The 23210-nt window shown below is 67.0% G+C and carries 20 protein-coding genes; 14 read left to right on the top strand and 6 right to left on the bottom strand.

Annotated elements, in window-relative coordinates:
- Positions 1–7: 7 nt before the first annotated feature.
- The 3 genes from C7T91_RS23970 to C7T91_RS23960 all read right to left on the bottom strand — a co-directional run bounded on the left by C7T91_RS23970 (position 8) and on the right by C7T91_RS23960 (position 2998).
- Positions 8–1375: an aspartate ammonia-lyase gene (locus C7T91_RS23970; RefSeq protein ID WP_108261878.1), complete on the bottom strand. Its 1368-nt coding sequence runs from the start codon at positions 1373–1375 to the stop codon at positions 8–10.
- A 2-nt stretch (positions 1376–1377) separates the two neighbouring features.
- Positions 1378–2073 (bottom strand): hypothetical protein, encoded by a 696-nt coding sequence (locus C7T91_RS23965; protein WP_108261876.1) that lies wholly within the window; start codon positions 2071–2073, stop codon positions 1378–1380.
- A 91-nt stretch (positions 2074–2164) separates the two neighbouring features.
- A complete protein-coding gene (locus tag C7T91_RS23960) occupies positions 2165–2998 on the bottom strand; it encodes a helix-turn-helix transcriptional regulator (RefSeq protein ID WP_108261874.1) in 834 nt (277 codons plus the stop codon).
- Between the two features lie 164 nt (positions 2999–3162).
- Between C7T91_RS23960 and C7T91_RS23955 the strand changes: the two genes are divergently transcribed.
- The 7 genes from C7T91_RS23955 (at position 3163) to C7T91_RS23925 (ending at position 12342) form a co-directional block, all read left to right on the top strand.
- On the top strand, positions 3163–4965 hold the full coding sequence (locus tag C7T91_RS23955; protein WP_108261872.1) for a thiamine pyrophosphate-binding protein: 1803 nt from the start codon (positions 3163–3165) through the stop codon (positions 4963–4965).
- Between the two features lie 214 nt (positions 4966–5179).
- The gene (gene hisD, locus C7T91_RS23950) at positions 5180–6499 is read left to right on the top strand and encodes a histidinol dehydrogenase (RefSeq protein WP_108261870.1); all 1320 of its coding nucleotides are present in this window, start codon (positions 5180–5182) and stop codon (positions 6497–6499) included.
- A 67-nt stretch (positions 6500–6566) separates the two neighbouring features.
- Positions 6567–7820 (top strand): ABC transporter substrate-binding protein, encoded by a 1254-nt coding sequence (locus tag C7T91_RS23945; protein WP_108261868.1) that lies wholly within the window; start codon positions 6567–6569, stop codon positions 7818–7820.
- Between the two features lie 170 nt (positions 7821–7990).
- The gene (locus tag C7T91_RS23940; RefSeq protein ID WP_236638495.1) at positions 7991–8830 is read left to right on the top strand and encodes a carbohydrate ABC transporter permease; all 840 of its coding nucleotides are present in this window, start codon (positions 7991–7993) and stop codon (positions 8828–8830) included.
- Complete coding sequence (locus tag C7T91_RS23935; RefSeq protein ID WP_108261864.1) at positions 8820–9692, top strand: carbohydrate ABC transporter permease; 873 nt, start codon at positions 8820–8822, stop codon at positions 9690–9692. The genes C7T91_RS23940 and C7T91_RS23935 overlap by 11 nt, the downstream gene beginning before the upstream one ends.
- Positions 9693–9696: 4 nt before the next feature.
- Positions 9697–10785 (top strand): ABC transporter ATP-binding protein, encoded by a 1089-nt coding sequence (locus tag C7T91_RS23930; RefSeq protein WP_108261862.1) that lies wholly within the window; start codon positions 9697–9699, stop codon positions 10783–10785.
- 6 nt (positions 10786–10791) lie between these two features.
- The gene (locus C7T91_RS23925; RefSeq protein ID WP_108261860.1) at positions 10792–12342 is read left to right on the top strand and encodes a GMC oxidoreductase; all 1551 of its coding nucleotides are present in this window, start codon (positions 10792–10794) and stop codon (positions 12340–12342) included.
- 296 nt (positions 12343–12638) lie between these two features.
- On the opposite strand, the gene C7T91_RS23920 is transcribed toward C7T91_RS23925, so the two are convergent.
- Genes C7T91_RS23920 through C7T91_RS23910 form a run of 3 tightly spaced genes read right to left on the bottom strand, consistent with a single transcriptional unit; the run spans position 12639 to position 16623 of the window.
- Positions 12639–13463, bottom strand: coding sequence for a (2Fe-2S)-binding protein (locus C7T91_RS23920; RefSeq protein ID WP_108261858.1), 825 nt, complete (start codon positions 13461–13463; stop codon positions 12639–12641).
- Complete coding sequence (locus tag C7T91_RS23915; protein ID WP_108261856.1) at positions 13460–14281, bottom strand: FAD binding domain-containing protein; 822 nt, start codon at positions 14279–14281, stop codon at positions 13460–13462. The genes C7T91_RS23920 and C7T91_RS23915 overlap by 4 nt, the downstream gene beginning before the upstream one ends.
- Positions 14278–16623 (bottom strand): xanthine dehydrogenase family protein molybdopterin-binding subunit, encoded by a 2346-nt coding sequence (locus C7T91_RS23910; RefSeq protein WP_108261854.1) that lies wholly within the window; start codon positions 16621–16623, stop codon positions 14278–14280. Before C7T91_RS23910 ends, C7T91_RS23915 begins: the two co-directional genes overlap by 4 nt.
- 179 nt (positions 16624–16802) lie before the next feature.
- Between C7T91_RS23910 and C7T91_RS23905 the strand changes: the two genes are divergently transcribed.
- The 7 genes from C7T91_RS23905 to C7T91_RS23875 all read left to right on the top strand — a co-directional run bounded on the left by C7T91_RS23905 (position 16803) and on the right by C7T91_RS23875 (position 23209).
- Positions 16803–17318, top strand: a complete 516-nt coding sequence (locus C7T91_RS23905) for a MarR family winged helix-turn-helix transcriptional regulator (RefSeq protein WP_108261852.1) — start codon at positions 16803–16805, stop codon at positions 17316–17318.
- 268 nt (positions 17319–17586) lie between these two features.
- Positions 17587–18453 carry a branched-chain amino acid ABC transporter permease gene (locus C7T91_RS23900; RefSeq protein ID WP_108261850.1) on the top strand — a complete coding sequence of 289 codons (867 nt, stop codon included), beginning with the start codon at positions 17587–17589 and terminating at the stop codon, positions 18451–18453.
- Positions 18450–19370 carry a branched-chain amino acid ABC transporter permease gene (locus tag C7T91_RS23895; RefSeq protein WP_108261848.1) on the top strand — a complete coding sequence of 307 codons (921 nt, stop codon included), beginning with the start codon at positions 18450–18452 and terminating at the stop codon, positions 19368–19370. Before C7T91_RS23900 ends, C7T91_RS23895 begins: the two co-directional genes overlap by 4 nt.
- Positions 19367–20140 (top strand): ABC transporter ATP-binding protein, encoded by a 774-nt coding sequence (locus C7T91_RS23890; RefSeq protein WP_108262218.1) that lies wholly within the window; start codon positions 19367–19369, stop codon positions 20138–20140. Before C7T91_RS23895 ends, C7T91_RS23890 begins: the two co-directional genes overlap by 4 nt.
- Positions 20130–20834: an ABC transporter ATP-binding protein gene (locus C7T91_RS23885; RefSeq protein ID WP_108261846.1), complete on the top strand. Its 705-nt coding sequence runs from the start codon at positions 20130–20132 to the stop codon at positions 20832–20834. The genes C7T91_RS23890 and C7T91_RS23885 overlap by 11 nt, the downstream gene beginning before the upstream one ends.
- Positions 20835–20909: 75 nt before the next feature.
- Positions 20910–22121, top strand: a complete 1212-nt coding sequence (locus C7T91_RS23880; protein ID WP_108261844.1) for an ABC transporter substrate-binding protein — start codon at positions 20910–20912, stop codon at positions 22119–22121.
- A gap of 77 nt (positions 22122–22198) precedes the next feature.
- Positions 22199–23209, top strand: coding sequence for a TRAP transporter substrate-binding protein (locus tag C7T91_RS23875; RefSeq protein WP_108261842.1), 1011 nt, complete (start codon positions 22199–22201; stop codon positions 23207–23209).
- Position 23210 lies beyond the last annotated feature (1 nt).

Here is a 23210-nt window from a genome sequence, read left to right as displayed (position 1 = left end):
CCCTTGGTCATGGCACTGCAGGCAGTCCGTGACAGGCGGCGAAGGTGTCCCAGCTTTCGCCGCTCTCCACCATCTGCTTCGCCAGTGCGGAGGCGCGGTCGTAGCCGATGGCCGGAACCAGTGCCGCGAAGTTCGCCGTGCTGGCCGACAGGTTCTGCGCGCAGCGCTCCGGCCGGGCGGCGATGCCGGTGATGCAACGGTCCCGGAAGGCGTCGGAAGCGTTGCGCAGCAGGGTGATCGCATGCAGGAGCCCGTAGGCGATCAGCGGCTCGAAGGCATTGAGCTGCAGCTGTCCGCCCTCGGCGGCGAAGGTGATGCTAACGTCGATCCCGATGACCTGGTACGCAACCTGGTTCACCATCTCGGGGATCACCGGGTTCACCTTGCCCGGCATGATCGACGAGCCCGGCTGCATTGGCGGCAGGCCGATCTCGCCCAGGCCGCCGCGAGGACCGGAAGACAGCAGGCGCAGGTCGTTGGCGATCTTCGACAGCTTGGTCGCCAGCCGCTTGAGGTTGCCGGAGAGGTGGACGAAGACGCCGACATCCCAGCTGGCCTCGATCAGGTCGCCCGAGGGGCGCAGCGGCAGCCCGGTGATCCGGGCCAGCTCTGCCACGGCGCGGGCCTGGAATTCCGGGGTGGCGGTGACGCGCGTGCCGATGGCCGTGCCGCCGAGATTGACCTCGGCCAGCAGGCTGATCGCCGCTTCCAGCCGCGCCATGTCCTCGCGCAGGGTGACGCCATAAGCGCGCATCTCGTCGCCCAGAGACAGAGGCACCGCATCCTGCAGCTCGGTCCGTCCCAGCTTCATGACATCGGCGAAGGCCGCGCCGCGCTCCTCGAAGGCCTGCGCCAGCCGGTCCAGTGCCGCAACCAGTTCCGGCACTGCGGACATCAGTGCCACCCTCAGGGCCGTGGGGTAGACATCATTGGTGGATTGCGCCCGGTTCACGTCGTCATTGGGATGGAGATGCTGGTAGGCGGCGGGCGGCAGGCCCATCAGCTCCAGCCCGCGATTGGCGATGACCTCGTTGACGTTCATGTTTGTCGAGGTCCCTGCGCCGCCCTGCAGCACGTCGATCGGGAAATGGTGCAGGTGGTGCCCGGCGATCAGCTCATCGCAGACCCGCGCGATGATCCCTGCCTTCTCGGGACGCATCTGCCCGAGCTCTGCGTTGGCAAGGGCCGCCGCCTGCTTGACCTGGGCGAAGGCGCGGATCAGGTGCGGAAACTGCCCGATGGGAATTCCCGAGATCGGGAAGTTCCGGATTGCCCGCGCAGTCTGGGCCCCGTAGAGCGCAGACGCCGGCACATCCAGGGGCCCAAGCGCGTCGCACTCGCGGCGGAGGTCCGAGCATTTGACGGTATCGCCCATGATCAGCCCTTCGGATGCAGTTCGATGGCCAGCCAGACGCAGTCGGTATCGGCGTAGTACCGATGCCATGGATACGTCCACTGGTTGTGTCCGGTGACCCGGCAGAAGGGGTCATGCGTGGCGCCCGGGCTCATCGGGATGTCCTCGTAGATCGAGGCCTCATTGCAGCCGTGGAATTTCTGCATCCGTCCGGTGCCATGGATCTGGGTGTGCACCTCGAGGAAGGGGTGCTCGTTGTGAATGAAGCAGTCGGTGTCTCCGGGCGACCACCAGAGGTTGAGCCTCAGGTCGAAGGTCTGTTCCGCCTGCGCCGTGCTGCGCTCGTTGGTGAAGACGAGGGGATCGGTGACGACCTCGCCGCAATGGTCGAACGGCGAGATGTAGAGCGGTGTGTCCCGCGGGAAGCTGCGGATGCGGTCGCCCAGCCAGTCCCAGCCGCGCAGGCCGGCGCCGCCGAGATTGGTGCGCCGACGCACCTTGATCAGTGCGACGCGCTCGGCCTCGGCGATCGTGCCGCCCTTGAGCCACGTCGATTTCCACGCCGGCACGATTGCCGGATGATCGCTGCCGGTGATCATCCGGCGCGGCGAGAGGTTGATCGCTATGGCGTCTTCGACCTTGTAGCCGCGGACATCCTCGACCAGTTCGGCGTGAATGAAATCGTCGGCAAAGGCCAGATTTCGCTTTGTGTTCGGCATGGTTGCCCTCCTGTGACGAGGGCATATCAGCACCGGCACTGCGGCCGCGCCATTTCGCGGCGATGCAAATTCTGACGCAGACTGACGCAAGTCAGCCGGGCTTGATCATCTCCGGTTCGGTGCCGAGATAGTCGCGGACCTCGGCGGGAATCGAGGGATCGGTGAAATCGAGCGCCGAGGTCCGCGCGAGATCCTGCCGCGACAGTAGGCCCGGGCGCCTGTAGTGCAGCGCCTGCCGGGTGGAAAATGGCTGCCGGTACATGTTGGCGGCGATCCCCGAGGTGATGCCGAGCAGCACTGACTTGGTGTTGCGCTGGATCTGGGAATAGATGCCGAAAGTCATCTCGTTGCGCTGCTCCGTCTCGAAGTCGAGCGTGAAGATGCGTCCTTCGATCGGCAGGACGAAGCCATGGTAGCGGAAGCGGTAGGCCGTCCTGCTACGGTCGTCCTGGTGGGGAAAGCGTTCGACATAGACATGCTGCAGCAGGTCGGCCCCGGCATAAATGCACATGCTCGCGCGCAGGATGCGCCGCGGGTAGATCGACGAGTAGTGGTAGCGGTCGTAGACGCCGACAAGCGACTGGCGTACCGAGTCCGGCACTGCCATGGCCGTCGACAGGAAGGCCGCCACCTGAGGCATCCGGCGCATCCGGTTGAAGGTGTCGAAGAAATCGCCGTCGATCAGGGCGCGGAATTCCTCTTCGGGCGAGAACATCACCTCGGGATCCAGACCGAAATGGTTGGCGATGGCGCGGATGTTAGCCGTCGAGGGCGTGTGACGCCCGGCCAGGTACTTGTTGAACTGCTGGCGATTGATTCCGATCTTGCGGCAGATCCGGGAAATCGAGCCCTGCTGCTCGCACAGGCGGCGCAGGTTCGCCGAAAATGCCAGCAGTCTCGGGTCCGGGAGCGGCGCTTCGGTCAAGGTGTCCTCCAGGGTGTCGCATGTGGGTGCGTCAGGTTGCGTCAGGTTTCTGGGTCATGCGAAATTGTTTTTCAACCCCGAAATATCGAGTTTTGCTCCAATTCGGACGGCGCCGTGAACGATGTCGCCTCCGGCAGAACCCAAATTGGAACGGGGAGACCAGGATGAAGCTGACAGGCGGAGAAGTCGTCGCACGGGCGCTGAAGGACTATGGCGTCGAGTACGTGGCAGGCGTGCCGGGGCACGGGATCTGGGCGCTGTTCGACGCCTTCCTCCAGGAGGAGAGCCACATTCCCTTCATCCAAGTTATGCACGAGCAGAGCGCCGTGCATATGGCGGATGGCTACTTCCGTGCTAGTGGAAAGCCGATGGCCTGCTCGACCTCAGTCGGCCCCGGCGCGGCAAATACGGTCATCGGCCTCGCCACGGCCTATGTCGATTCGACCTCTGTCTTCTACGTCTCGGGTTCGCCGCAGACCTACATGCACGGGCACGGCACCATGCAGGAGCTGGAGCGCCGGCAGGACAACGCCTTCGGCCGCATCACGGAGCAGGTGACAAAGCGGGCCTGGCAGGCGAATTCGGTCAAGGTTCTGCCGTCGATCATGCACAGGGCCTTCAACGAGATGATGACCGGCCGGCCCGGCCCGGTGCATGTCGAGGTGCCGATGGACGTGCAGGTCGAGGCGGATGACGTCACCATCCATCCGCTGTCCCAGCGGCTGCCGATTGGCGTCGCGCACCCCGATCCGAAGGCGATCGAAGCCGCGGTCGCGCTCCTGAAGACCGCCGCGCGCCCGGTGATCGTGGCCGGTGGCGGCGCGATCACGGCGAACGCGTCGAAGGAGCTGACGCGGCTGGCGGAACGGCTTGGCGCGGCCGTCTCGATCACCTGGAACGGCAAGGGCGCGATCCCGGAGGATCACGAGGCCTTCATCGGCGCGGTGGGCCAGACCGGCACCACCTGCGGCAACGCCATCACCGCCTCGGCCGACGTCGTGATTTCCGTGGGCTGCCGCTTCACCGACTGGTCGGCGTCGTCCTACGCGAAGGGCGTGTCCTTCTCCTTCCCGCCGGGCAAGCTGATCCATATCGACCTCGACCCGCGCGAGATCGGCAAGACCTATCCGACCGAGGTAGGCATTGTCTCTGACGCGAAAATCGCGCTCCAGGGCATCCTGGATGCGATCTCCGAGTCCGACAGCGCCGCGATGCAGGCGAAGCGCGACAGCTTCCGCGCCGACGTGGCCGAGGCCAAGGCGAAATGGCGCGCCCAGGTGGAACCGCGCGAGCAGAGCCGCGAGACGCCCTTCACTTCGCAGCGCCCGCTGATGGCGCTCCGCAAGGTTCTGCCGCGCGACGGCATCGTGGTGGTCGGATCGGGCAACACGCAGGGCTCGGTGAAGCAGAGCTTCCCGGTCTACGAGCCGCGCACGCACCTGACCTCCGGGTCGTATTCGCCGATGGGCTGGGCCGTTCCGGCGGCCATGGGCGCCAAGCTGGCCAAGCCCGATACTCCGGTCGTGGCCATCGTCGGCGACGGCGACTTCATGATGTCGCTGCCCGAGATGGGAACCGCCGTGATGAACGGCATCAACGTGGTGTTCCTGGTGCTCAACAACCAAGGCTACATGTCGATCCGCGGCGGCCAGCGCAAGTTCATGGGCAGGCACGTCGCATCCGAGTTCAACCACCACGCAGGCAACGGCGAGCCCTACTCGGCCGATATCGCGGCCAGTGCGCGGGCCTTCGGGCTCCAGGCCTGGAAGGTCGAGAAGGACGAGGAACTGGAAAGCAGCCTCGAGGCGGCGCTGGCCTGCGGCGGCCCTGCCCTGGTCGAGGTCATCGTCTCGCGCGATGCCGCAGGCCCCTTCGCCACCGGCTGGTGGGACTTCCCGTCGCCCGCCTACTACGAGAAGGAACAGGCGGATTACGCCGCGATGCGGGCAAAGGAACAGCATCTCTGACATCTCCCGAGGGGTCGCAAGATCCCGGTCCTGACAGGACTCCGGCCCGGTGCCCTCCACCGGGCCGCAGGGCGGGAGCGTGCCACGCCTCCGCCGTCCCGGCCCCGGTCCCTCCTCCTCTTCCCTGGGGGATCCGGGGCCTCCATCCCCTCATCGTCGCCGTCTCCCGTCGTCCCGCGGGCCAGAGCGACCGCCGTCACAGGAGACCGATGACATGGCGATCCAGTACCTCAAGCGCGGCCAGGCCGCCGATGCCCGCGCCGATGCGGACCAGAAGACCCGTGCTGTCGTCGAAACGACGCTGAAGGACATCGAGGCCCGGGGCGACAGCGCCGTGCGCGAGCTGTCGGCCCGGTTCGACAACTACACGCCGACGTCCTTCCAGTTAAGCGACAGCGAGATCGCGGCCATCATCGCGCGGGTGCCGGACCGGGACATGGCCGACATCCGCTTCGCCCATGACCAGGTGACCGGCTTTGCCCGGGCGCAGCGGGCAACGATGGGCGATCTGGAGATCGAGACCCTGCCGGGCGTCATCCTCGGCCATCGCAACATCCCGGTGCAGTCCGTCGGCTGCTATGTGCCCGGCGGCAAGTTTCCCATGGTCGCCTCGGCCCACATGTCCGTCGCGACGGCTAAGGTTGCCGGAGTGCCGCGCATTGTCGCCTGCACTCCCCCGTTCCGGGGCGAGCCGAACCCCGCGGTGATCGCTGCGATGAAGCTCGGCGGCGCGCACGAGATCCACGTGCTCGGCGGCATCCAGGCGATCGGCGCCATGGCGCTGGGGACCGAGAGCATCGCCCCCGTCGACATGATCGTCGGGCCTGGCAACGCCTTCGTCGCCGAGGCCAAGCGGCAGCTCTACGGCCGCGTCGGCATCGACCTCTTTGCCGGCCCGACCGAGACCCTCGTGATCGCCGACGAGACGGCTGCCGATGCCGAGCTTTGCGCGACAGACCTGCTCGGGCAGGCGGAGCACGGGTACAACAGCCCCTGCGTGCTGCTCACCAATTCGTCGGCCCTGGCCCTGGCCACACTGGCCGAGATCGAGCGGCTGTTGAAGATCCTGCCGACGGCCGAGACCGCCCGCGCCAGCTGGGAGACCCATGGCGAGGTAATCGTCTGCGACACCTATGACGAACTGCTGGCGCAGGCCGACGAGATCGCCTCGGAGCATGTGCAGGTGATGACCGACCGCGACGACTGGTTTCTCGAGAACATGCGCAATTATGGCGCCCTGTTCCTGGGCCCGCGCACCAATGTCGCCTTCGGAGACAAGGTGATCGGCACCAACCACACGCTGCCGACAATGCGCGCGGCGCGCTACACCGGCGGTCTCTGGGTCGGCAAGTTCCTCAAGACCTGCACCTTCCAGAAGGTAACGACCGACGAGGCCAGCGCGCTGATCGGTGCCTACGGGTCGCGGCTATGCCATCTCGAAGGGTTCGTTGGCCATGCCGAACAGGCCAACATCCGCGTCCGCCGCCATGGCCGCCGCAATCTGGAGTACGGGGCCGCCGCAGCTGCGGAGTGATCCCCTCGCGACTCGTGGTCCCGTCCGGGACCACGCCCATCCATAACCAATCAACAGGGAAGAAATCATGACCAAATACAAGACCCTCCTGCTGGCCACAGCGCTGGCCCTGCCGCTTCCGGTCCTGGCGCAGGAAAAGGGCACCATCGAGGTGCTGCATCACTGGGTGTCCGAAAGCGAATCCGCCGCTCTGAACGTGGTGCGCGAGAGGATGGCCGAGCAGGGCTTCGGCTGGCAGGACAGCGCTGTGGGCGGCATGTCCGGGGCCAATGCCACGCAGGCGCTGCGCACGAGGCTGGCGTCCGGCAACCCGCCGGGGGCGATGCAGTTCCTCGGCTACGAGGGCCTAAACTGGAATGCCGAAGGCGTGGTCCGCGACTTCTCGGAGCCTGCGAACGAGAAGGGCTGGTTCGACGCCATCGAGCCGGAGGTGGCGGAATTCGTCACGGCCGACGGCAAGTTCTTCGCCATGCCGATCAACATGCATCGCCAGAACTGGATCTGGGCCAACAAGAAGGTGTTCGACGCCAATGGCCTGTCGGTGCCGCAGACCTGGGCCGAGCTGATCGCCATGGGGCCGAAGCTGAAGGCCGCTGGCGTCGTTCCGCTGGCGACGGGCGACGAGGCCTGGCAGATCCAGCTGATCTTCGATGCGCTGGTAACCGACCTGAACGGCCCGGATTTCTACCGCAAGGCCTTGGTGGAGCTTGACACCGAGGCTCTGTCCAGTCCCGGCATGATCGCCGTCTTCGACACCTTGCGCGAGGTGCGCGGACTGGTCGATGACGGTTTCGTCGGGCGGGACTGGGCCGTGGCCACCGGCATGGTTGCCTCGGGCGAGGCGGCGATGCAGGTGCATGGCGACTGGGCCAAGGGCGAGTTCCTCGCGCATGGACTGAAGGAAGGCGAGGATTTCCTTTGCTTCGCCACCCCGTCGAAGACGCCAAGCTACCTGTTCCTGATCGACAGCTTCGGTGCCTTCACGACCCGTGACGCCGCCACAACCGCGGCTCAGGCCGCCCTGGCCGAGACCATCATGGATCCGGAAGTCCAGCGCGCCTTCAACAGGATCAAGGGCTCGATCCCGGCCCGGTCCGACGTGTCGGTCGACGGGTTTGACAGCTGTGCCGTCAAGAGCTTCGAGGACCGCGCCGCCGCCATCGGAAACGGCGCCATGCTGGGGGCGCTGACCCACGGATTTGCCAGCCAGCCGCAATTCGCCGCCGTCTTCGCGGACGTCGTGGGCCAGTTCTTCGTCACCGACATGACATCGCAGCAGGCGGTGGACATGCTTGTGAACGGAATCGCCAACGCGATGTGACGAAGTCCTGCCGGTGCGGGGCGCTCCCCCGCGCACCGGCACGGCTCCACGCTCGGCAAGGAGACACCATGACCGACATTTCCCAATCCGCCGCGGTTCCTGGTACCGCCCCGCAGCGCCCAGCCGCGACCCTGTCCGCCCGGCTCGCCCGATGGCTGCCGCGCCTCGTGATGGCCCCGAGCTTTCTCGTGGTGCTGATCGGCGTCTATCTCTTCATCGCCTGGACGCTGTGGATCTCGCTGTCTTCCTCGGCGATGCTTCCGCGCTATGATTTCGTCGGGCTCGAGCAGTATGTCCGGCTGTGGAACACGCCGCGATGGCACACGGCAGTGATCAACCTGTTCCTCTTCACGGGCCTCTTCCTCGCCGTCACCATCGCGCTGGGATTGCTGATGGCGATCCTGCTCGACCAGAACATCCGGGCCGAGGGCGTGCTGCGCACCGTCTACCTCTATCCGATGGCGCTGTCCTTCATCGTCACTGGCACCGCGTGGAAATGGGTCCTCAACCCGGAGCTCGGCGTAGAGAAGGTCGTGCAGTCCTGGGGCTGGGACACCTTCGCCTTCGACTGGATCACCCGGCCCGAGACGGCCATCTACTGCGTCGTCATCGCGGCGGTCTGGCAGTCGACCGGATTTGCCATGGCGATCTTCCTTGCCGGGCTGCGCGGGATCGACAGCTCCATCATCAAGGCGGCGCAGATCGAAGGAGCCTCGCTGCCGCGCATCTATGCCAGCATAATCGTGCCGCTGCTGCGCCCCGCCTTCCTCAGCGTCATCGTGCTGCTCTCCTACATCTCGATCAAGAGCTTCGACCTAGTGCTGGCACTGACCAACGCCGGTCCGGGCGGCTCGACCGAGATGCCCTCGACCTTCATGTTCGCCTACACCTTCCAGCGCAACCAGATGGGCGTAGGCGCGGCCAGCGCGATCATGATGCTGATGACGGTCGCCGCGATCATCATCCCGTACCTCTACTCCGAACTGCGCGAGGACACCCATGGCCACTAAGTCGCTCGCCCGCCAGCAGATGCTGGGCCGCCTGTTCATCTACAGCGCGCTGATCCTGCTGGCTCTCTACTACCTGATGCCGCTCTGGGTGATGGTCACCACGTCGCTGAAGCCGCTGGACGAGATCTACTCCGGATCCTTCATCGGCCTGCCGCAAGAAATCACCTTCGAGGCCTGGTCCAAGGCCTGGTCGGGGGCCTGCATCGGCACGGAATGCACCGGGCTGCGACCCTATTTCGTCAACTCGATCATGATGGTCGTGCCTGCGGTGCTGCTCTCGACCGGTCTCGGTGCGCTCAACGGCTATGTGCTAACGAAATGGCGCTTCAAGGGGGCGAACCTGGTCTTTGGGATGATGCTGTTCGGCTGCTTCCTGCCCTACCAGGCCGTCATCCTGCCGATGGCCCAGGTGCTGGGCCGGCTGGGCCTTTCGGGCTCGATCCCTGGCCTGGTCCTGGTGCATACTGTCTACGGCATCTGCTTCACCAGCCTGTTCTTCCGCAACTACTTCATCACCATACCGGACGAGCTGACGAAGGCCGCGCAGATCGATGGTGCCGGATTCTTCCGCATCTTCCTCTCGATCATGCTTCCGGCGGCGCTGCCGATCATCGTGGTCAGCTGCATCTGGCAGTTCACCCAGGTGTGGAACGACTTCCTCTTCGGAGTTTCCTTCACATCCGGCTCCGACACCCCGATCACCGTGGCGCTGAACAACATCGTCAACGTCACCACCGGCCGCAAGCAGTACAACGTTGACATGGCCTCGGCCATGATCGCGGCCATTCCCACGCTGCTCGTCTACGTCGTCGCCGGCCGCTACTTCGTCCGCGGCCTGACAGCTGGCGCCGTGAAAGGATAATCCCATGGCAACTCTCGACATCAACCGCGTCCGCAAGGCCTACGGCAACCTGGAAGTGCTCAAGGAAGTCAACATCTCCGTCGGCGACGGCGAGTTCCTGGTGCTGCTGGGACCGTCGGGCTGCGGCAAGTCCACCCTGCTCAACATCATCGCCGGGCTGGAGGACATCACCGGCGGCGAGGTCCTGATCGGCAACCGCGTCGTCAATGACCTGCCGCCAAAGGACCGCGACATCGCCATGGTCTTCCAGAGCTATGCGCTCTACCCGACAATGACGGTGCGCCAGAACATCGAGTTCGGCATGAAGATCCGCGGCATCCCGGCCGAGGAACGGGCGAAAGCCACCAATGCCGCCGCCGAGATGCTGCAGATGACGGGCCTTCTCGACCGCAAGCCCAGCCAGCTTTCCGGCGGCCAGCGCCAGCGTGTCGCCATGGGGCGTGCCATCGTGCGCCATCCCGACCTGTTCCTCTTCGACGAGCCGCTGTCGAACCTCGACGCCAAGCTGCGCGTGGACATGCGCACGGAGATCAAGCGCCTGCACCAGCGCCTTGGCACCACGATCGTCTATGTCACGCACGACCAGATCGAGGCGATGACGCTGGCGACCAAGGTTGCGGTGATGAAAGGCGGGGTGGTGCAGCATTTCGGTCCGCCGCAGGAGGTCTATGACCGGCCGGCCAACACCTATGTGGCACGCTTCGTCGGCTCGCCGGCGATGAACATCATCCCGGGCTGGCTGCTCGCGTCGGACGGGGTGCCAACGGTGGCCTTCGACACGCCCCAGGGCGAGGCCGTGGTGCGCGGCGTGCCGCTGTCGGCCGAAACGGCGCACCGTTTCGCGGGACGGGACGTGCTGGTGGGCATCCGTCCCGAGCATTTCGGCCTCGACCCCTCCGGCACGGTGCCGGTCGGCGTCGACGTCGTGGAGCCGACCGGGCCGGACACGCTGATCGTCTTTGCTGCCGGGGGCACGGAGGTGGTTGCCCGCCTCGAGCCCTTCGACGCCCAGGTGGGCCGACAGGAGCGGTTCTCGGTCAAGGCCGAGAAGGTCGTCCTCTTCGATCCCGCGACCGAGACGCGGCTGGACTGAGCCGGGATGGATGCCGACCTGATCATCATCGGCTCGGGAGTGGGCGGGGCGTCCCTGGCGGCAGCCCTCGCCCCAAGCGGGCTGCGCATCCTCGTCGTGGAGAAGGGCAGGCACCTGCTGCCCTGTCCCGAGGCGCGCGACGACGAGGCCATCTTCCTGCGCCGGTATTTCGCGCCAACCGAGCTATGGATGGGGTCGGACGGCACGCCCTTCGTCGCGGGCAACCACTATGCCGTCGGCGGCAACTCGAAGTTCTACGGCGGCGTCATGTACCGCTACCGCGAGGCCGATTTCGCGCCGCGCCGTCATCCCGGGGGCACAAGCCCCGGCTGGCCGCTTGCCTATGCGGACCTGGCGCCTTGGTATGACCGGGCGGAACGGCTCTTCCGGGTGCGCGGTGCTGCAGGCGAGGATCCGACAGAACCGCCCCGCAGTGGATCCTATCCTTTCCCGCCCGTGCCAGACGAGCCTGCGATTGCCACGGTCCGCCGCCGCCTGTCTGCAGCCGGGGCACATCCGGCGTCGCTTCCGCTGGCCATCGACATCGACACCTGGCTGGCAGGAGGGCAGACAGGCTGGGATGCCTTCCCCAACACAGGCCGAGGCAAGATCGATGCCGAGACCGGTCCGCTGGCCGATGCCCTGGCCTGTCCCAACGTGACGCTGCTGGCCGGGGCCGAGGTGGTCCGGCTGGAGACCGGGGCAGGCGGCACGCGGATTTCGGCTGCGATCATCCGCATGGACGGGCGGGAGAAGCCTCTGGCGGCCAGAGGCTTTGCGCTGGCTGCCGGGGCGATCCAGTCGGCAGCGCTGCTGCTGAAATCTGCCGATGCCGCGCATCCGGCCGGCCTGTCGAACGGCTCTGGCCAGGTCGGGCGCAATTTCATGAACCACAACAGTTCGGCAATGCTAACGCTGGATCCGCGGATGAAGAACACGTCGGTCTACCAGAAGACCCTCGGCCTGAACGACTTCTACGATGCCGATCCGAAAGGGCGGCAGCCGCTCGGCAATGTGCAGGGACTAGGACGGATCACCGCTCCGGTGCTGAAGGCCAACATGCCCTGGCTGCCGATGCCGCTGGCCCGCCTGCTGGCGGCCTATGCCTTCGGGTGGTTCCTCCAGAGCGAGGACCTGCCCGATCCCGAAAGCCGGGTGACCTGGGAGAAGGGGCGCATCGTCATAAACTGGAAGCGCAGCAACATGCAGGCACATCGCAGCCTGATCCGCCGCACCCGCGCCTTGATGCGCAAGGCAGGCTTTCCGCTGGTGCTGGTGCGGACCTTCGGGATGCGGGTCACATCGCATCAATGCGGCACGGCGCGGCTCGGGACCGATCCCCGCACTTCGGTGGTGACGCCGCAGCTGCGCAGCCACGAGATTGCCAATCTCTGGATCACCGATGCCTCGGTGCTGCCGACTTCAGCCGCGGTGAACCCGGCCCTGACGGTCTGCGCACTGGCGCTGCGGGCCGCGGACGGCATCCGCGAGGCCCTCGTATTGCCAGCCGCCGCAGAAGGCATGCCGGCGGAAGAGATCATAGGTAAAACCCGATGACACAGGCCATGACACGGCTTCCCTTGGCCCGGCGCGGAACCAGGCTGGCCTTCCTTGCAGGCGGGTTCCTGATCGGCTCCTGGGCGCCGCTCATTCCCGGAGTCAAGGCTGCGACCGGACTGGACGATGCGCAGTTCGGGCTGGCCCTGCTCTGTCTCGGGGCGGGCTCCCTGATGTCCATGCTGGCCGCCGGCGGCATCGCCGCCCGCATCGGCACCGGGCCGGTGATCGCCGTTGCCGGGACCCTGGCGGCCCTCGCGCTTCCGGTGGCTGCCCTGGCCGGCAATGGCTGGTGGCTAGGACTTTCCCTCATGCTTTTCGGCGCGGCGCTCGGAGCGCTCGACGTGGCGATGAATATCAGCGGCTCGCAGGTCGAGGTCCTTGAGCGTCGCCCGCTGATGTCCGGCTTTCACGCGATGTTCAGCATCGGCGGCCTGGCCGGGGCGCTCGCGGCCACCTGTCTCGCCACCCTCCAGCTGCCGGGCGTCGCCGTGGCCGCGGCCTGCGGCTCCGGGCCCTGCCGCCGCCGCGGCGGGCTCGAATGGTGCAAAACCTGCCGCCGGGCTCCGGTCGGGAAGGGAGGCGCCCAGGGGCGCGATCCCTGCGGCGTCCCGCTCGGCGATCACCTCGCGGATCGCCGCGACGATGCCGACATAGCCTGTGCAGCGGCATAGATTTCCCGAGAGTTCGTTGCGGATCCGCGCCTCGTCATCGCTGTCGAGCCGGGCCACTAGGTCGCGCGCGGTCGCCAGCATCCCCGGCGTGCAGAAGCCGCATTGCAGCGCATGGTTGCGCGAGAAGGCGGAGCGCAGCTTCTCCATCAGCGCGTCACCCTGCCAGCCCTCCAGCGTCTCGACCACGGCGCCTTCGCAATCGGCGGCGAAGGTCAGGCAGGAACGGACCGGCCGACCGTCGACCATGACCGTGCAGGCGCCGCAGACGCCCTGCTCGCAGGCCAGGTGGGTGGCGGTCAGGTCGAGCCGGTCACGCAGGATTTCGGCCAGCTGGGTGCGCGGCGGCACGAGCACTTCGGCCGGGACGCTGTTGACGGTCAGGCGGACCGGGATGGCGCGCGGCGCCGCGGCGGTGGAGGTCTCGGAGACGGGGCTCAGGGCGTTCATGCGGGAAGGACCTTTGCGATGGCGCGCGACAGCGAGGTGGCGAGGAGGCGGAGCTTGACCGGATCCGTGCCGGGCAGGGCGGCAGCGAGTGCATCCCGTAGAGCTGGGATGGCGGGATGGCGGGCGCTGCGGGCAAGCTCCGCCCCGGCTTCGGCCAGCACCAGCGGTGCGGCACCGGTCGCACCCGCGACCAGCCGGACATGGCCGGTTGGGGGATGAAGCGCGAGGGCCCCGATAGCATCGGCAAACTCGCCGACCTTGCGGCAGATTTTATCATAACCCCAGATCGCGTCGCGCATCGCGGCCGGGATCTCGACCGCGGCGATGATCTCGTCCGGGCTCAGTGCGGTGCGGTAGGCGCCCCGGACGAAGCCCGGCATGGCAACCCGGCGTTCCGTGCCCGCAGCGGAGCGCAGCACGACCCGCGCGCCGAGCGCCGTCAGCGCGGTGATCCAGTCGGCGGCGGGATCGGCATGGGCCAGCGATCCGCCGATCGTGCCGCGGTTGCGGACCGCGCGATAGGCGATGCCGCGGGCGACATGGCGCAGCATCGGCGGCAGCGGAACCGGGCTGTCGCCATCTTCGATCCGGGCATGGGTGACGGCGGCACCGAGCACGATCATGCCGTCCTGTTCGCGGATCTCGCCCAGGGCCCGGATCGCGGACAGCCCGACCAGCCGTGCGGGGCGGGCGAGGCGCAGGTTCAGCATCGGACCGAGCGACTGGCCGCCGGCGATCAGCTTGGCTTCTGGCGAGAGCAGCCCTGCCAGGGCCTCGGCGGTGTCGGGACGCAGATGCTCGAAAGCGGCGGGTTTCATTCGGCGGCCTCCCTGGCGGCGTCGGCTTCGAGGATCGCGCCGAGGACCCGGTGCGGCGTGGCGGGGATGCGGGTCAGTTCGGCGCCGAGCGGCGCGAGCGCGTCGTTGATCGCGTTGACGATGGCGCCCGCGGGGGCGATGGCGGCGCCTTCGCCGACCCCCTTGATGCCGTGGCGCGAATAGGGCGAGGGCGTCTCGGAGTGGCCCAGTCGGAAATGCGGCAGCTCTGCCGGGCCCGGCAGGATGTAGTCGGCGAGCGTCGAGGTCAACGGCTGCGCGGCGCTGTCATAGAGCGTCTCCTCGAACAGCGCAGAGCCGATGCCCTGAGCCGCGCCGCCATAGGACTGGCCCTCGAGGATCATCGGGTTCACCCGGCGGCCGCAATCCTCGAAGATGACGTAGTCGAGTATCTCCGTGCGGCCGCTTTCCGGATCGACCTCGACGATGGCGGCATGGGTGGCATAGGTGAACAGCCCGGTGTCGATTGCGGGCTTGTAGCCCTCGGTGACCTCCAGCCCGGCAGTGTCGACATCGTCGGGCAGCCGGTCGGGATGCAGGTACCAGGCAGCGGCGATTTCGGCGAAGCTGGCAGAGGCCTGGCCGTTCCAGACCGCGCCGCCGCGGATCTCCGTGTCCTCGGGGGCGCATTGCAGCAGATGCGCGCCGTGGATGCGGAGGCGGCGGGCCAGCTCTTCGGCGGCCTTCGAGACCGCGCCCCCGGCCATCACCATGCCGCGTGAAGCATAGGCGCCGGTGGAATAGGGAGTCAGCGCGGTATCGCCCATAGTCACCTTGACCCGCGAGATGTCGAGCTTCAGCCAGTCGCAGGCGACCTGCGCGATGGCGGTCTCCAGCCCCTGTCCGAAGGAATGGTTGCCCGAGCGGACCTCCACCGCGCCGGAGGGCGCGAGCTTGACTGTCGCCTGTTCGTAGCCCGGCACCAAGGGCAGGCCCCAGGCGGCGAAGACCTTGGTGCCATGGGCGGATTGCTCGGTGAAGCAGGCATAGCCGAGACCGATCAGGCGGCCCTCGGCGGCGGCGGCGGCCTTGCGCGCGGCGAAGTTCCCTGCGCCGATCATGTCGGCTGCAGCGCGGGCGGCGGCGGGATAGTCGCCGGAGTCGTAGAACTTTCCGGTGACATTTGTATAGGGCATGGCTGCGCCGGGCACGAGGTTGAGGCAGCGAACTTCCAGCGGGTCCTTGCCGACGGCTCGGGCGATTGCATCCATTGTCAGCTCCATCGCGAAGCAGACGCCGGGGCGCGCCACGCCGCGATAGGGCGTGAAGCCCGGCTTGTTGGTCGCCACCGACCAGGTGCGGCAGGCATAGGCGCCGAGGTCATAGGGGCCGGGCAGGTTTCCGCCGGCCTGGGCGGCCTCGAGGCAGGCGGTGAAGGGCCACACCGAATAGGCACCGATATCGACCCAGATATCCGCATCGATCCCCAGCAGGCGTCCCTCGCCATCGGCATAGGCGGTCAGCTTGTAGCGGTGCTGGCGGGTATTGGCGCCTGCGGTCAGATGCTCGCGCCGGTCCTCGGTCCAGCGGATCGCCCGGCCGGTCTTCCGCGCCACCCAGGAGACGGAAAGCTCCTCAGGCTGGAGCACGCATTTGTAGCCGAATCCGCCGCCGACATCGGGGGCGATGACGCGGACCTGCGCTTGGTCGAGCCCGAGGCAGTCGGACAGGCCGGTGCGGATCAGATGCGGCACCTGGGTCGAGGTATGCACCACCAGTTGGTCGGCGCGGTGGTCCCAGCGGGCGAGCACGCCCTTGCCTTCCATCGGATTCATCGCTTGGCGCGCAGTCTCGAAGCTGCGTTCGACCACCACGGCGGCGCGGGCCTTCGCGCCGGAAAGGTCGCCGTCGTGGCGGGTGGTCAGGAACAGGTTGTCGTCCCAGTCTTCGTGCAGCCGCGCGGCGCCGGGGGCCAGGGCCGTGTCGATATCGGCAAGGACGGGAAGGGGGGCGAGATCGACCGTGACCGCCTCGGCCAGGTCCTCGGCCTCGGCGCGGGTCGGCGCTATGCAGATTGCGATGCATTCGCCGACATGGCGGACCTTGTCAGTCGCCAGCGCCGGATAGTCCGAGACCTTGTAGCTCGGCAGCGTCGACTCGCAGCGGATCGGCCGCAGGTCCGGCATGTCCTCCATGGTGAAGACCCGGTCCTCGAATCCCGCGGGCTTGGTGACTCCGCGGATGCGGGCATGGGCAAGGGGGCTGCGCACGAAGGCAGCCTCCCAGCAGCCCGCAATCTTAATGTCCCCGACAAATTGCGCTTTGCCGTTCAGATGCCTGGCGTCTTCCTTGCGCAGGACTCGCGCGCCTATTCCGGACGTCATCTCGCCTGTTCCCTGTTGCTGTTCTGGAGGCGCGGGTTTTGCCATTGCGTGTCTCCGCACATTCCCGCTTTAATGGGAAGTATACGTCTTAACTTTGGCGGAGCAAGGGGAACAGTGCACCGGCGCTGTCTTTGCGCGCCGGAGGACACGACGCCGAGCTTCCACTAACGGAGATTTCCATGGCGCAGGACACGCCCGACCAGACGACGCCGGCTGACGACGGTGACAGCCCCTTCGGCCAGGCGAAATATGACGATCTCTGGGGGCGCCCGGGCTATCTGGTGCGCCGCCTGCACCAGATCCACATGGGCCTTTTCGCCGAGGCCTGCGACGGGCTCGACCTGACCGCGGTGCAGTATGCAGTGCTCTCGGTGCTCTATTCCGGTGAGGGATTCGACCAGCTGTCGCTATCCAAGGCGGTGGGCATCGACCGCACCAGCGGCGCCGACGTGATCAAGCGGCTGGTGCGCCGCGGCCTGGCCACGCGCGAACCGTCGGTCGAGGACCGCCGCGCCCGCGTCGTGCGGATCACCGAGGAGGGGCGCCGCTTCGTGCGCAGCGTGCGGCCGAAGATGGAAGCCGCGCAGGACCGTCTGGTCTCGCCGCTGGATGAGGAAGAGCACGAGATGTTCATGCAGCTGCTGCGCAAGCTGATCGGGGCCAATAACGAGCATTCCCGCGCGCCCATGAAATAGCGCCGGCTGCCCTGCTGGGGCGGTCCCGGACCGGGGCCGCAAAAAATAGGGAGCCTACTGCATAATTTTTCGGCAACGATGCGGGAATCCGAATTCGCGGAAGCTGAATCGCAGATATCCCTTTGAGTCACGAAAAAAAGAGAAGCATACTCCATAAAATAAGACACGGAGGGACAATGACCTACCCACGTATCGACGGCCGCGGGCTCTGCGGCCGAACGAATTTCCTTTGTCTGCAAGAGCTTGCCACGCTCCCGGAGCGGCGGAGATGACGCTCTTCCTGCAGTTCGTCCTGACCGGTCTGGTGACCGGCTGCTTCCTGATCCTGGCGACGATCGGCTTCTCTTTCACCCGCAGGGTGGAAGGATTCCTGAACATCGCGCATGCCGAGCTACTGGGCGTTTCCGCCTTCGTCACCTGGGGCTGCAACAAGCTGCTCGGCTGGCATATCCTGCCCTCCGCGGCGGTCGGCATCATCGTGACGGCCTTTGCCGGGCTTGCCATCGGCCGCATCGTCTATGACCCGATCCGCAGGTTCGGCCCCTCCGTAATGCTGATCACCTCGGTCGGCGTCGCCTATGTGATCGGCGGCACGATCGACGCGCTGATCGGCACGGGCATCCGCACGCTCGATATCCCGCTGGCCACCAGCTACCGCTTCTGGGGCCTCAGGATCACCGACTACCAACTGCTCGTCGTGGCGCTGGCCATCGTTTCCAGCGCCTCGCTGGCTCTATTCCTGAACCGCACCAGCACCGGGCTGGCGATCCGCGCGATGTCGGCCAATCCCGAACTCGCCGCTTCGCGCGGAATCGATGTCCGCAAGACCAGCCGCGCAACCTGGCTGATCTCCTCGGGCCTGGCCGGGGTCGCGGGGGTGATGCTGGGCGTGATCGCCACGCTTTCGACCGATATCGCCTTCCACCAGATCCTCCAGATTCTCGCCGTAGCGATCCTGGCCGGTCTCGGCTCGCTCTATGCGGTGATCGTCTCGGGGCTGATCGTCGGCGTCGCCATGGATGTCTCGGTCTTCTGGATCCCGGCTGGCTACCGGCCGCTCGTCGCCTTCGCGGTCGTCATCCTCGTCCTCCTCTTCCGCCCGCAGGGCATCGCAGGGAGCGCTGCCGGAAAATGATCCAGTCCCTGATCCTCTCCACGCTGATGTTCGGCGCGATGTTCTCGGTCCTGACCGTGTCGCTGAACCTGCAATATGCCCGCGGCGGCATGATCAATTTCGGCACCGTGGCCTATTTCGCGGCCGGGGCCTATGCCTATGCGATCTTCACGCAGGAACCGCCCTCGGGGCTCGACCAGTACGCCTTCGGCTTCGACATGCCTTGGTGGGCGGGTTTCCTGGCGGCGGGCGCGGCGGCGATGCTCTTCGCGCTGATCACCGGCTGGCCGACGCTGCGGTTGCGCGGCGAGTACCTGGCGCTGACCACCTTCGCCTTCGCCGAGGTGTTCCACTCGATCCTGCTGAACGAGCGCCGCATCGGCAACGGCAGCGTCGGCATGGCCAATGTCGAACGTCCCGACCCGGCCGCGATCGGCCTCGGCGACACGCTGGGCTACACGCTGGCGGCCTGCGCGCTGATGCTGCTGACTGCATGGCTGTTCCACCGGCTGCTGGCCTCGCCCTATGGCCGCCTGGTCGACGCGACCCGAGACGACGAGATCGCCGCGGAATCCGTCGGCAAGGACACCGCGAGGGTGCGGCTGCAGATCTTCGTGATCTCCGCCATCCCGATCGGCTTCGCCGGGGCTCTTTACGCGATGATCACGACGCTGGTCGCGCCCGCGCTGTTCTCGGCCGAGGTCACCTTCTTCGTCTGGATCGCCCTGGCGCTCGGCGGCGAGCGGACCATCCTGGGCGCGATCCTCGGCACCATGGCGCTGGTCTTCTTCCAGGAACTCGTCCGGGTCATCCCCTTCGAGACCGTGCGCGGCGCCCAGATCGCGGCTTCTGCGGAAGAGGTGATCACCGGCATCCTCTTCATCCTCGTGCTGCGCTGGCAGCCTTGGGACCGGCTGTCACGGAAGGCAGGCTCATGACCGATACGATCCTGAAACTCGACGGCGTGGTGAAGGAATTCGCCGGGTTCCGCGCGGTGGGCGGGCCGGAGGGGCTGAGCTTCGGCGTGCGCCGCGGCGGCTTCCTCGGGCTGATCGGGCCGAACGGCGCGGGCAAGTCCACCACCTTCAACCTGATTTCGGGGGTGATGCCGCCCACCAGGGGCAGCGTGACGTTGGACGGTGCCGAGATCTCGCAGCTCTCCACTGCGGGGACAGCGGCGCTCGGCCTCGGCCGCACGTTCCAGACGCCGCGTGCCTTCGGCAGCCTCAGCATCATCGACAATGTCATGGTCGGGCTCGCCCATCCCGAGGAGGGACCTTTGGCGGCGATGCTCGGGCGCTGGAAGCCCGCCGAGCGGCAGTTCCTCGGCCGCGCCGAGGCGGCACTGGAGCGGGTCGGGCTGGCCGGACGGCGCCATGACAGCGTGTCGAACCTGTCGGGGGGAGAGCTGCGGATGCTGGAGGTCGCCCGCCAGCTGGTGCGCGAGCCGCGGATCCTGCTGCTCGACGAGCCGACCGCCGGCGTCGATCCGGCGCTTCAGGGCAAGCTGTCTGAAATTCTTGCCGGGCTGCATGCGGCGGGCACCACGCTGATCGTGGTCGAACACAACCTGGGCTTCCTGATGTCGCTGGCCGACAGCGTGGTGGTCCTGCAGAACGGGGCGCTGCTGGCCGAAGGCACGCCCGATGACATCCGCCGCGATCCTGCCGTGATCGCGGCCTATCTGGGGGCGGATCATGAAGCTTGAGGTCACGGGGCTGCAATCGGGCTACGGCAAGGTCACGATCCTGCACGGGGTCGACCTGGTCGCGGAACCGGGCGAGATCACCTGTGTGCTGGGCCCTAATGGTGCCGGAAAATCGACGCTGATGAAGACCGTCGCGGGCCATCTGCCGGTCTCGGGCGGCGACATCCTGCTCGACGGCCGCTCGGTCGCGCCGCTCGGAGCGCTGGAGACGCTGCGGGCCGGTATCGGCTATGTCGCGCAGGAGCGGAACACCTTCGCTCGGATGACGGTGCGCGACAACCTACTGGCCTCGGCGCTGGCCTTCGAGGGGGCAGGGGCGCTGATCGAGGAGACCTATCGCCGCTTCCCGATCCTGAAGGAGCGCTCGCACCAGTTGGCCGCCACGCTCTCGGGCGGCGAGCGCCAGACGCTGGCCATCGCCAACGCGCTGCTGGCTTCGCCGGAATTCCTGATCCTCGACGAGCCGACCGCTGGGCTGGCGCCGATCTTCGTCGACCAGATCATCGCCTGGATCACCGAGCTCTCGCGGCAGGGCATGAGCGTGATCTGGGTGGTGGAGCAGAACCCCGAGAAGATCCTGAAGATTTCGCGGACGACCTGGATGCTCGATGCCGGGCGCAACCGGGAGACCCTGCCGAGCCAAGACCTGCTGGAACCGGGCCGGCTGGAGGAGATGCTCCTGCAGGAGCACTGAGCCTGCCCCCCGCTCCATCCGCGGCAGGGTGGCGCGACACGGAAGAAGAAACGCTAGCCAACAGGAAGACAGACGATGAGACATGCAAGATCCGCGGCAGCGCTTGCCGCCCTGACCACCGCCCTGACCGCCGTCCAGCCTGCCTTCGCGCAAGCCGACGGGGTGACGCTGGGCGTGCTCGTGCCTCTGACCGGCGAACTCGGCGAATTCGGCAAGATCGTTGCCGATGCCGTGCAACTGGGCGTCGACGAGGTCAATGCCGCCGGGGGCACCAGATGCGGGCCGCTGCGCACCGTCGTCGCCGATACCGGCGGTTCGGCGGAACAGGCGATCCGCGAGGCCAACAAGATGATCGACAGCGAGGGGGCGGTCGCGATCCTCGGCCCGGCCTCGGGCGAGATGGTGGCGCTGGTCGATCTCGCCAAGCGCAAGAAGACCGTGATGATGTCGCCCTATGCCGGCACGATCACCCTCAACGAGATCGGCGGCGACTATGTCTACCGCACAGTCTCGTCCGATCTCGGCGACGGCGCGGCCTCGGGCATGTGGCTGGCGGAGAAGGGCTACAAGTCGGTCGCCTTCCTGATCCAGAACGAGGAATCCACCATTTCTCCGGCCCAGGTCGCGCGCGACGCCGTCACCGCGGCGGGGATCGAGCTGACCGACATGATCATCTACAATCCCGGCCAGCCTTCCTACCAGGCCGAGCTGATCTCGGTCCTGTCGCACGATCCGGACGCGATCTACCTGGCGGGCGGACAGGAATCCGGCGTGACCGTTCTCAAGGAGGCCGCCGCGGGCGGATACGGGGGCGAATGGCTGCTGACCGCCGACCTCGCCGTGCCCGAGGTCTTCGAGGCAGTCGATCCGCGCATCCTCAACGATCGCGCCTATGTCGAGATCGCCGAGGCCGACAGCACGCTACCGGAGTTCAAGGCCTTCGCCGACCTGACCCGGGAGAGAACCGGCGCGGCCCCGGGACCCTTCGCCGCCAATTCCTATGACATGGCCATGCTGACGGCGATCTCGCTCGAGGCCGCCGCGGATTGCACTGGCGAGGGGATCAACGCGGTCCTGCGCGATGTCAGCGAGGGCGGCGAGAAGGTGTCGACCTTCGCGGCGGCCAAGGCGGCGCTCGCCGAGGGCAAGGACATCGACTACGAAGGCGCCTCGGGTCCGCTGACGCTGGACGAAAGCGGCACGCCCGCAGGGGCCTACATGATCAAGAAGGCCGTCCAAGGCGCCTGGACCGACGAGAAGTTCCTGCCCGCCTCCGCCTTCGAGTGATCCGGCCGACCGCCCGCGCCATGCGGGCGGTCCCCTTCACCAGTTCCGCAAGTCACAGCCGACAGGAAGGTATCTCCATGTCCGCCATGTTCCGCCCGCTGGGCGCCGCCCTGCTTTTCGCCGCCCTGCCGCAGCTGGGCCTCGCCCAGGAGCTCACGCTGCGCATCGGCCATGTCGAAGCCCCTGCCTCGACCACCCATGTCATGCTCGAGAAGATTGCCGGGATGGTCTCGGAGAAGACCGGCGGCGCCGTCGAGCTGCAGATCTTCCCGCAGAGCCAGCTCGGCAGCCAGCGCGAGATGACCGAGGCCGTGCAGTTTGGCGCGCTCGACGCCACTTCCGGGCCGGTCGCCTTCATGGGCGGCTTCAATCCGCTTGCCTCCATCATGGACATCCCGTTCCTCTACCCGGCCGATCCGGAGCAGGCCCAGGCGATCCGCGACGGCGGCTTCGGCACGGCTTTCTGCGACAGCTTCAACAGCCGCGGCGTGACCTGCGTGTCGCTCTATCCCAACGGCACCAAGCAGTTCACTTCCAACGCGCCGATCGCCTCGATCGGCGACTTCGCCGGCCAGACCTTCCGCGTGATGGAATCCGCCGTGCTGGTCGATGCGCTGAAATCCATCGGCGTGACCGCCGTGCCGATTCCCTTCGGCGAGCTCTACACCGCGCTGCAGACCGGCGTGGTCGACGGCGAGGAAAACCCGCTCGACACCATCTTCAACATGAAGTTCTACGAGGTGCAGAAATACCTGGCCCTGTCGAACCACGGCGCCATCGAGAATGTCGTGCTGTTCAATCCGGCGGTCTGGGACGGGCTTGAGCCGGAATGGCGCGAGGCGATCTCCACTTCGCTGCACGAGGTCATTCCCGAGATGATCGAGCACAAGGCCGCGGCCGGGGCACGTGCGCTGGAGACGATCCGCGCCGCCGACGTCACCGTGACGGAGCCCTCAGCCGACGAGATTGCCGCGCTGCGAGAGACCATGTTCCCGGCGGCGCGCGACGCGTTCCTGGCCCGCTCCGGCGAGGAGGGCAGGGCGCTCTTCGAGGCCTACGAGGCGGCCTACGGCGCAGTTGCGAACTGAT

The sequence above is a fragment of the Mangrovicoccus ximenensis genome (assembly GCF_003056725.1).
GTDB lineage: Bacteria > Pseudomonadota > Alphaproteobacteria > Rhodobacterales > Rhodobacteraceae > Mangrovicoccus > Mangrovicoccus ximenensis.
Note: the sequence above shows the minus strand (reverse complement) of the source record. Positions and strands in the feature narration are given on the sequence as shown.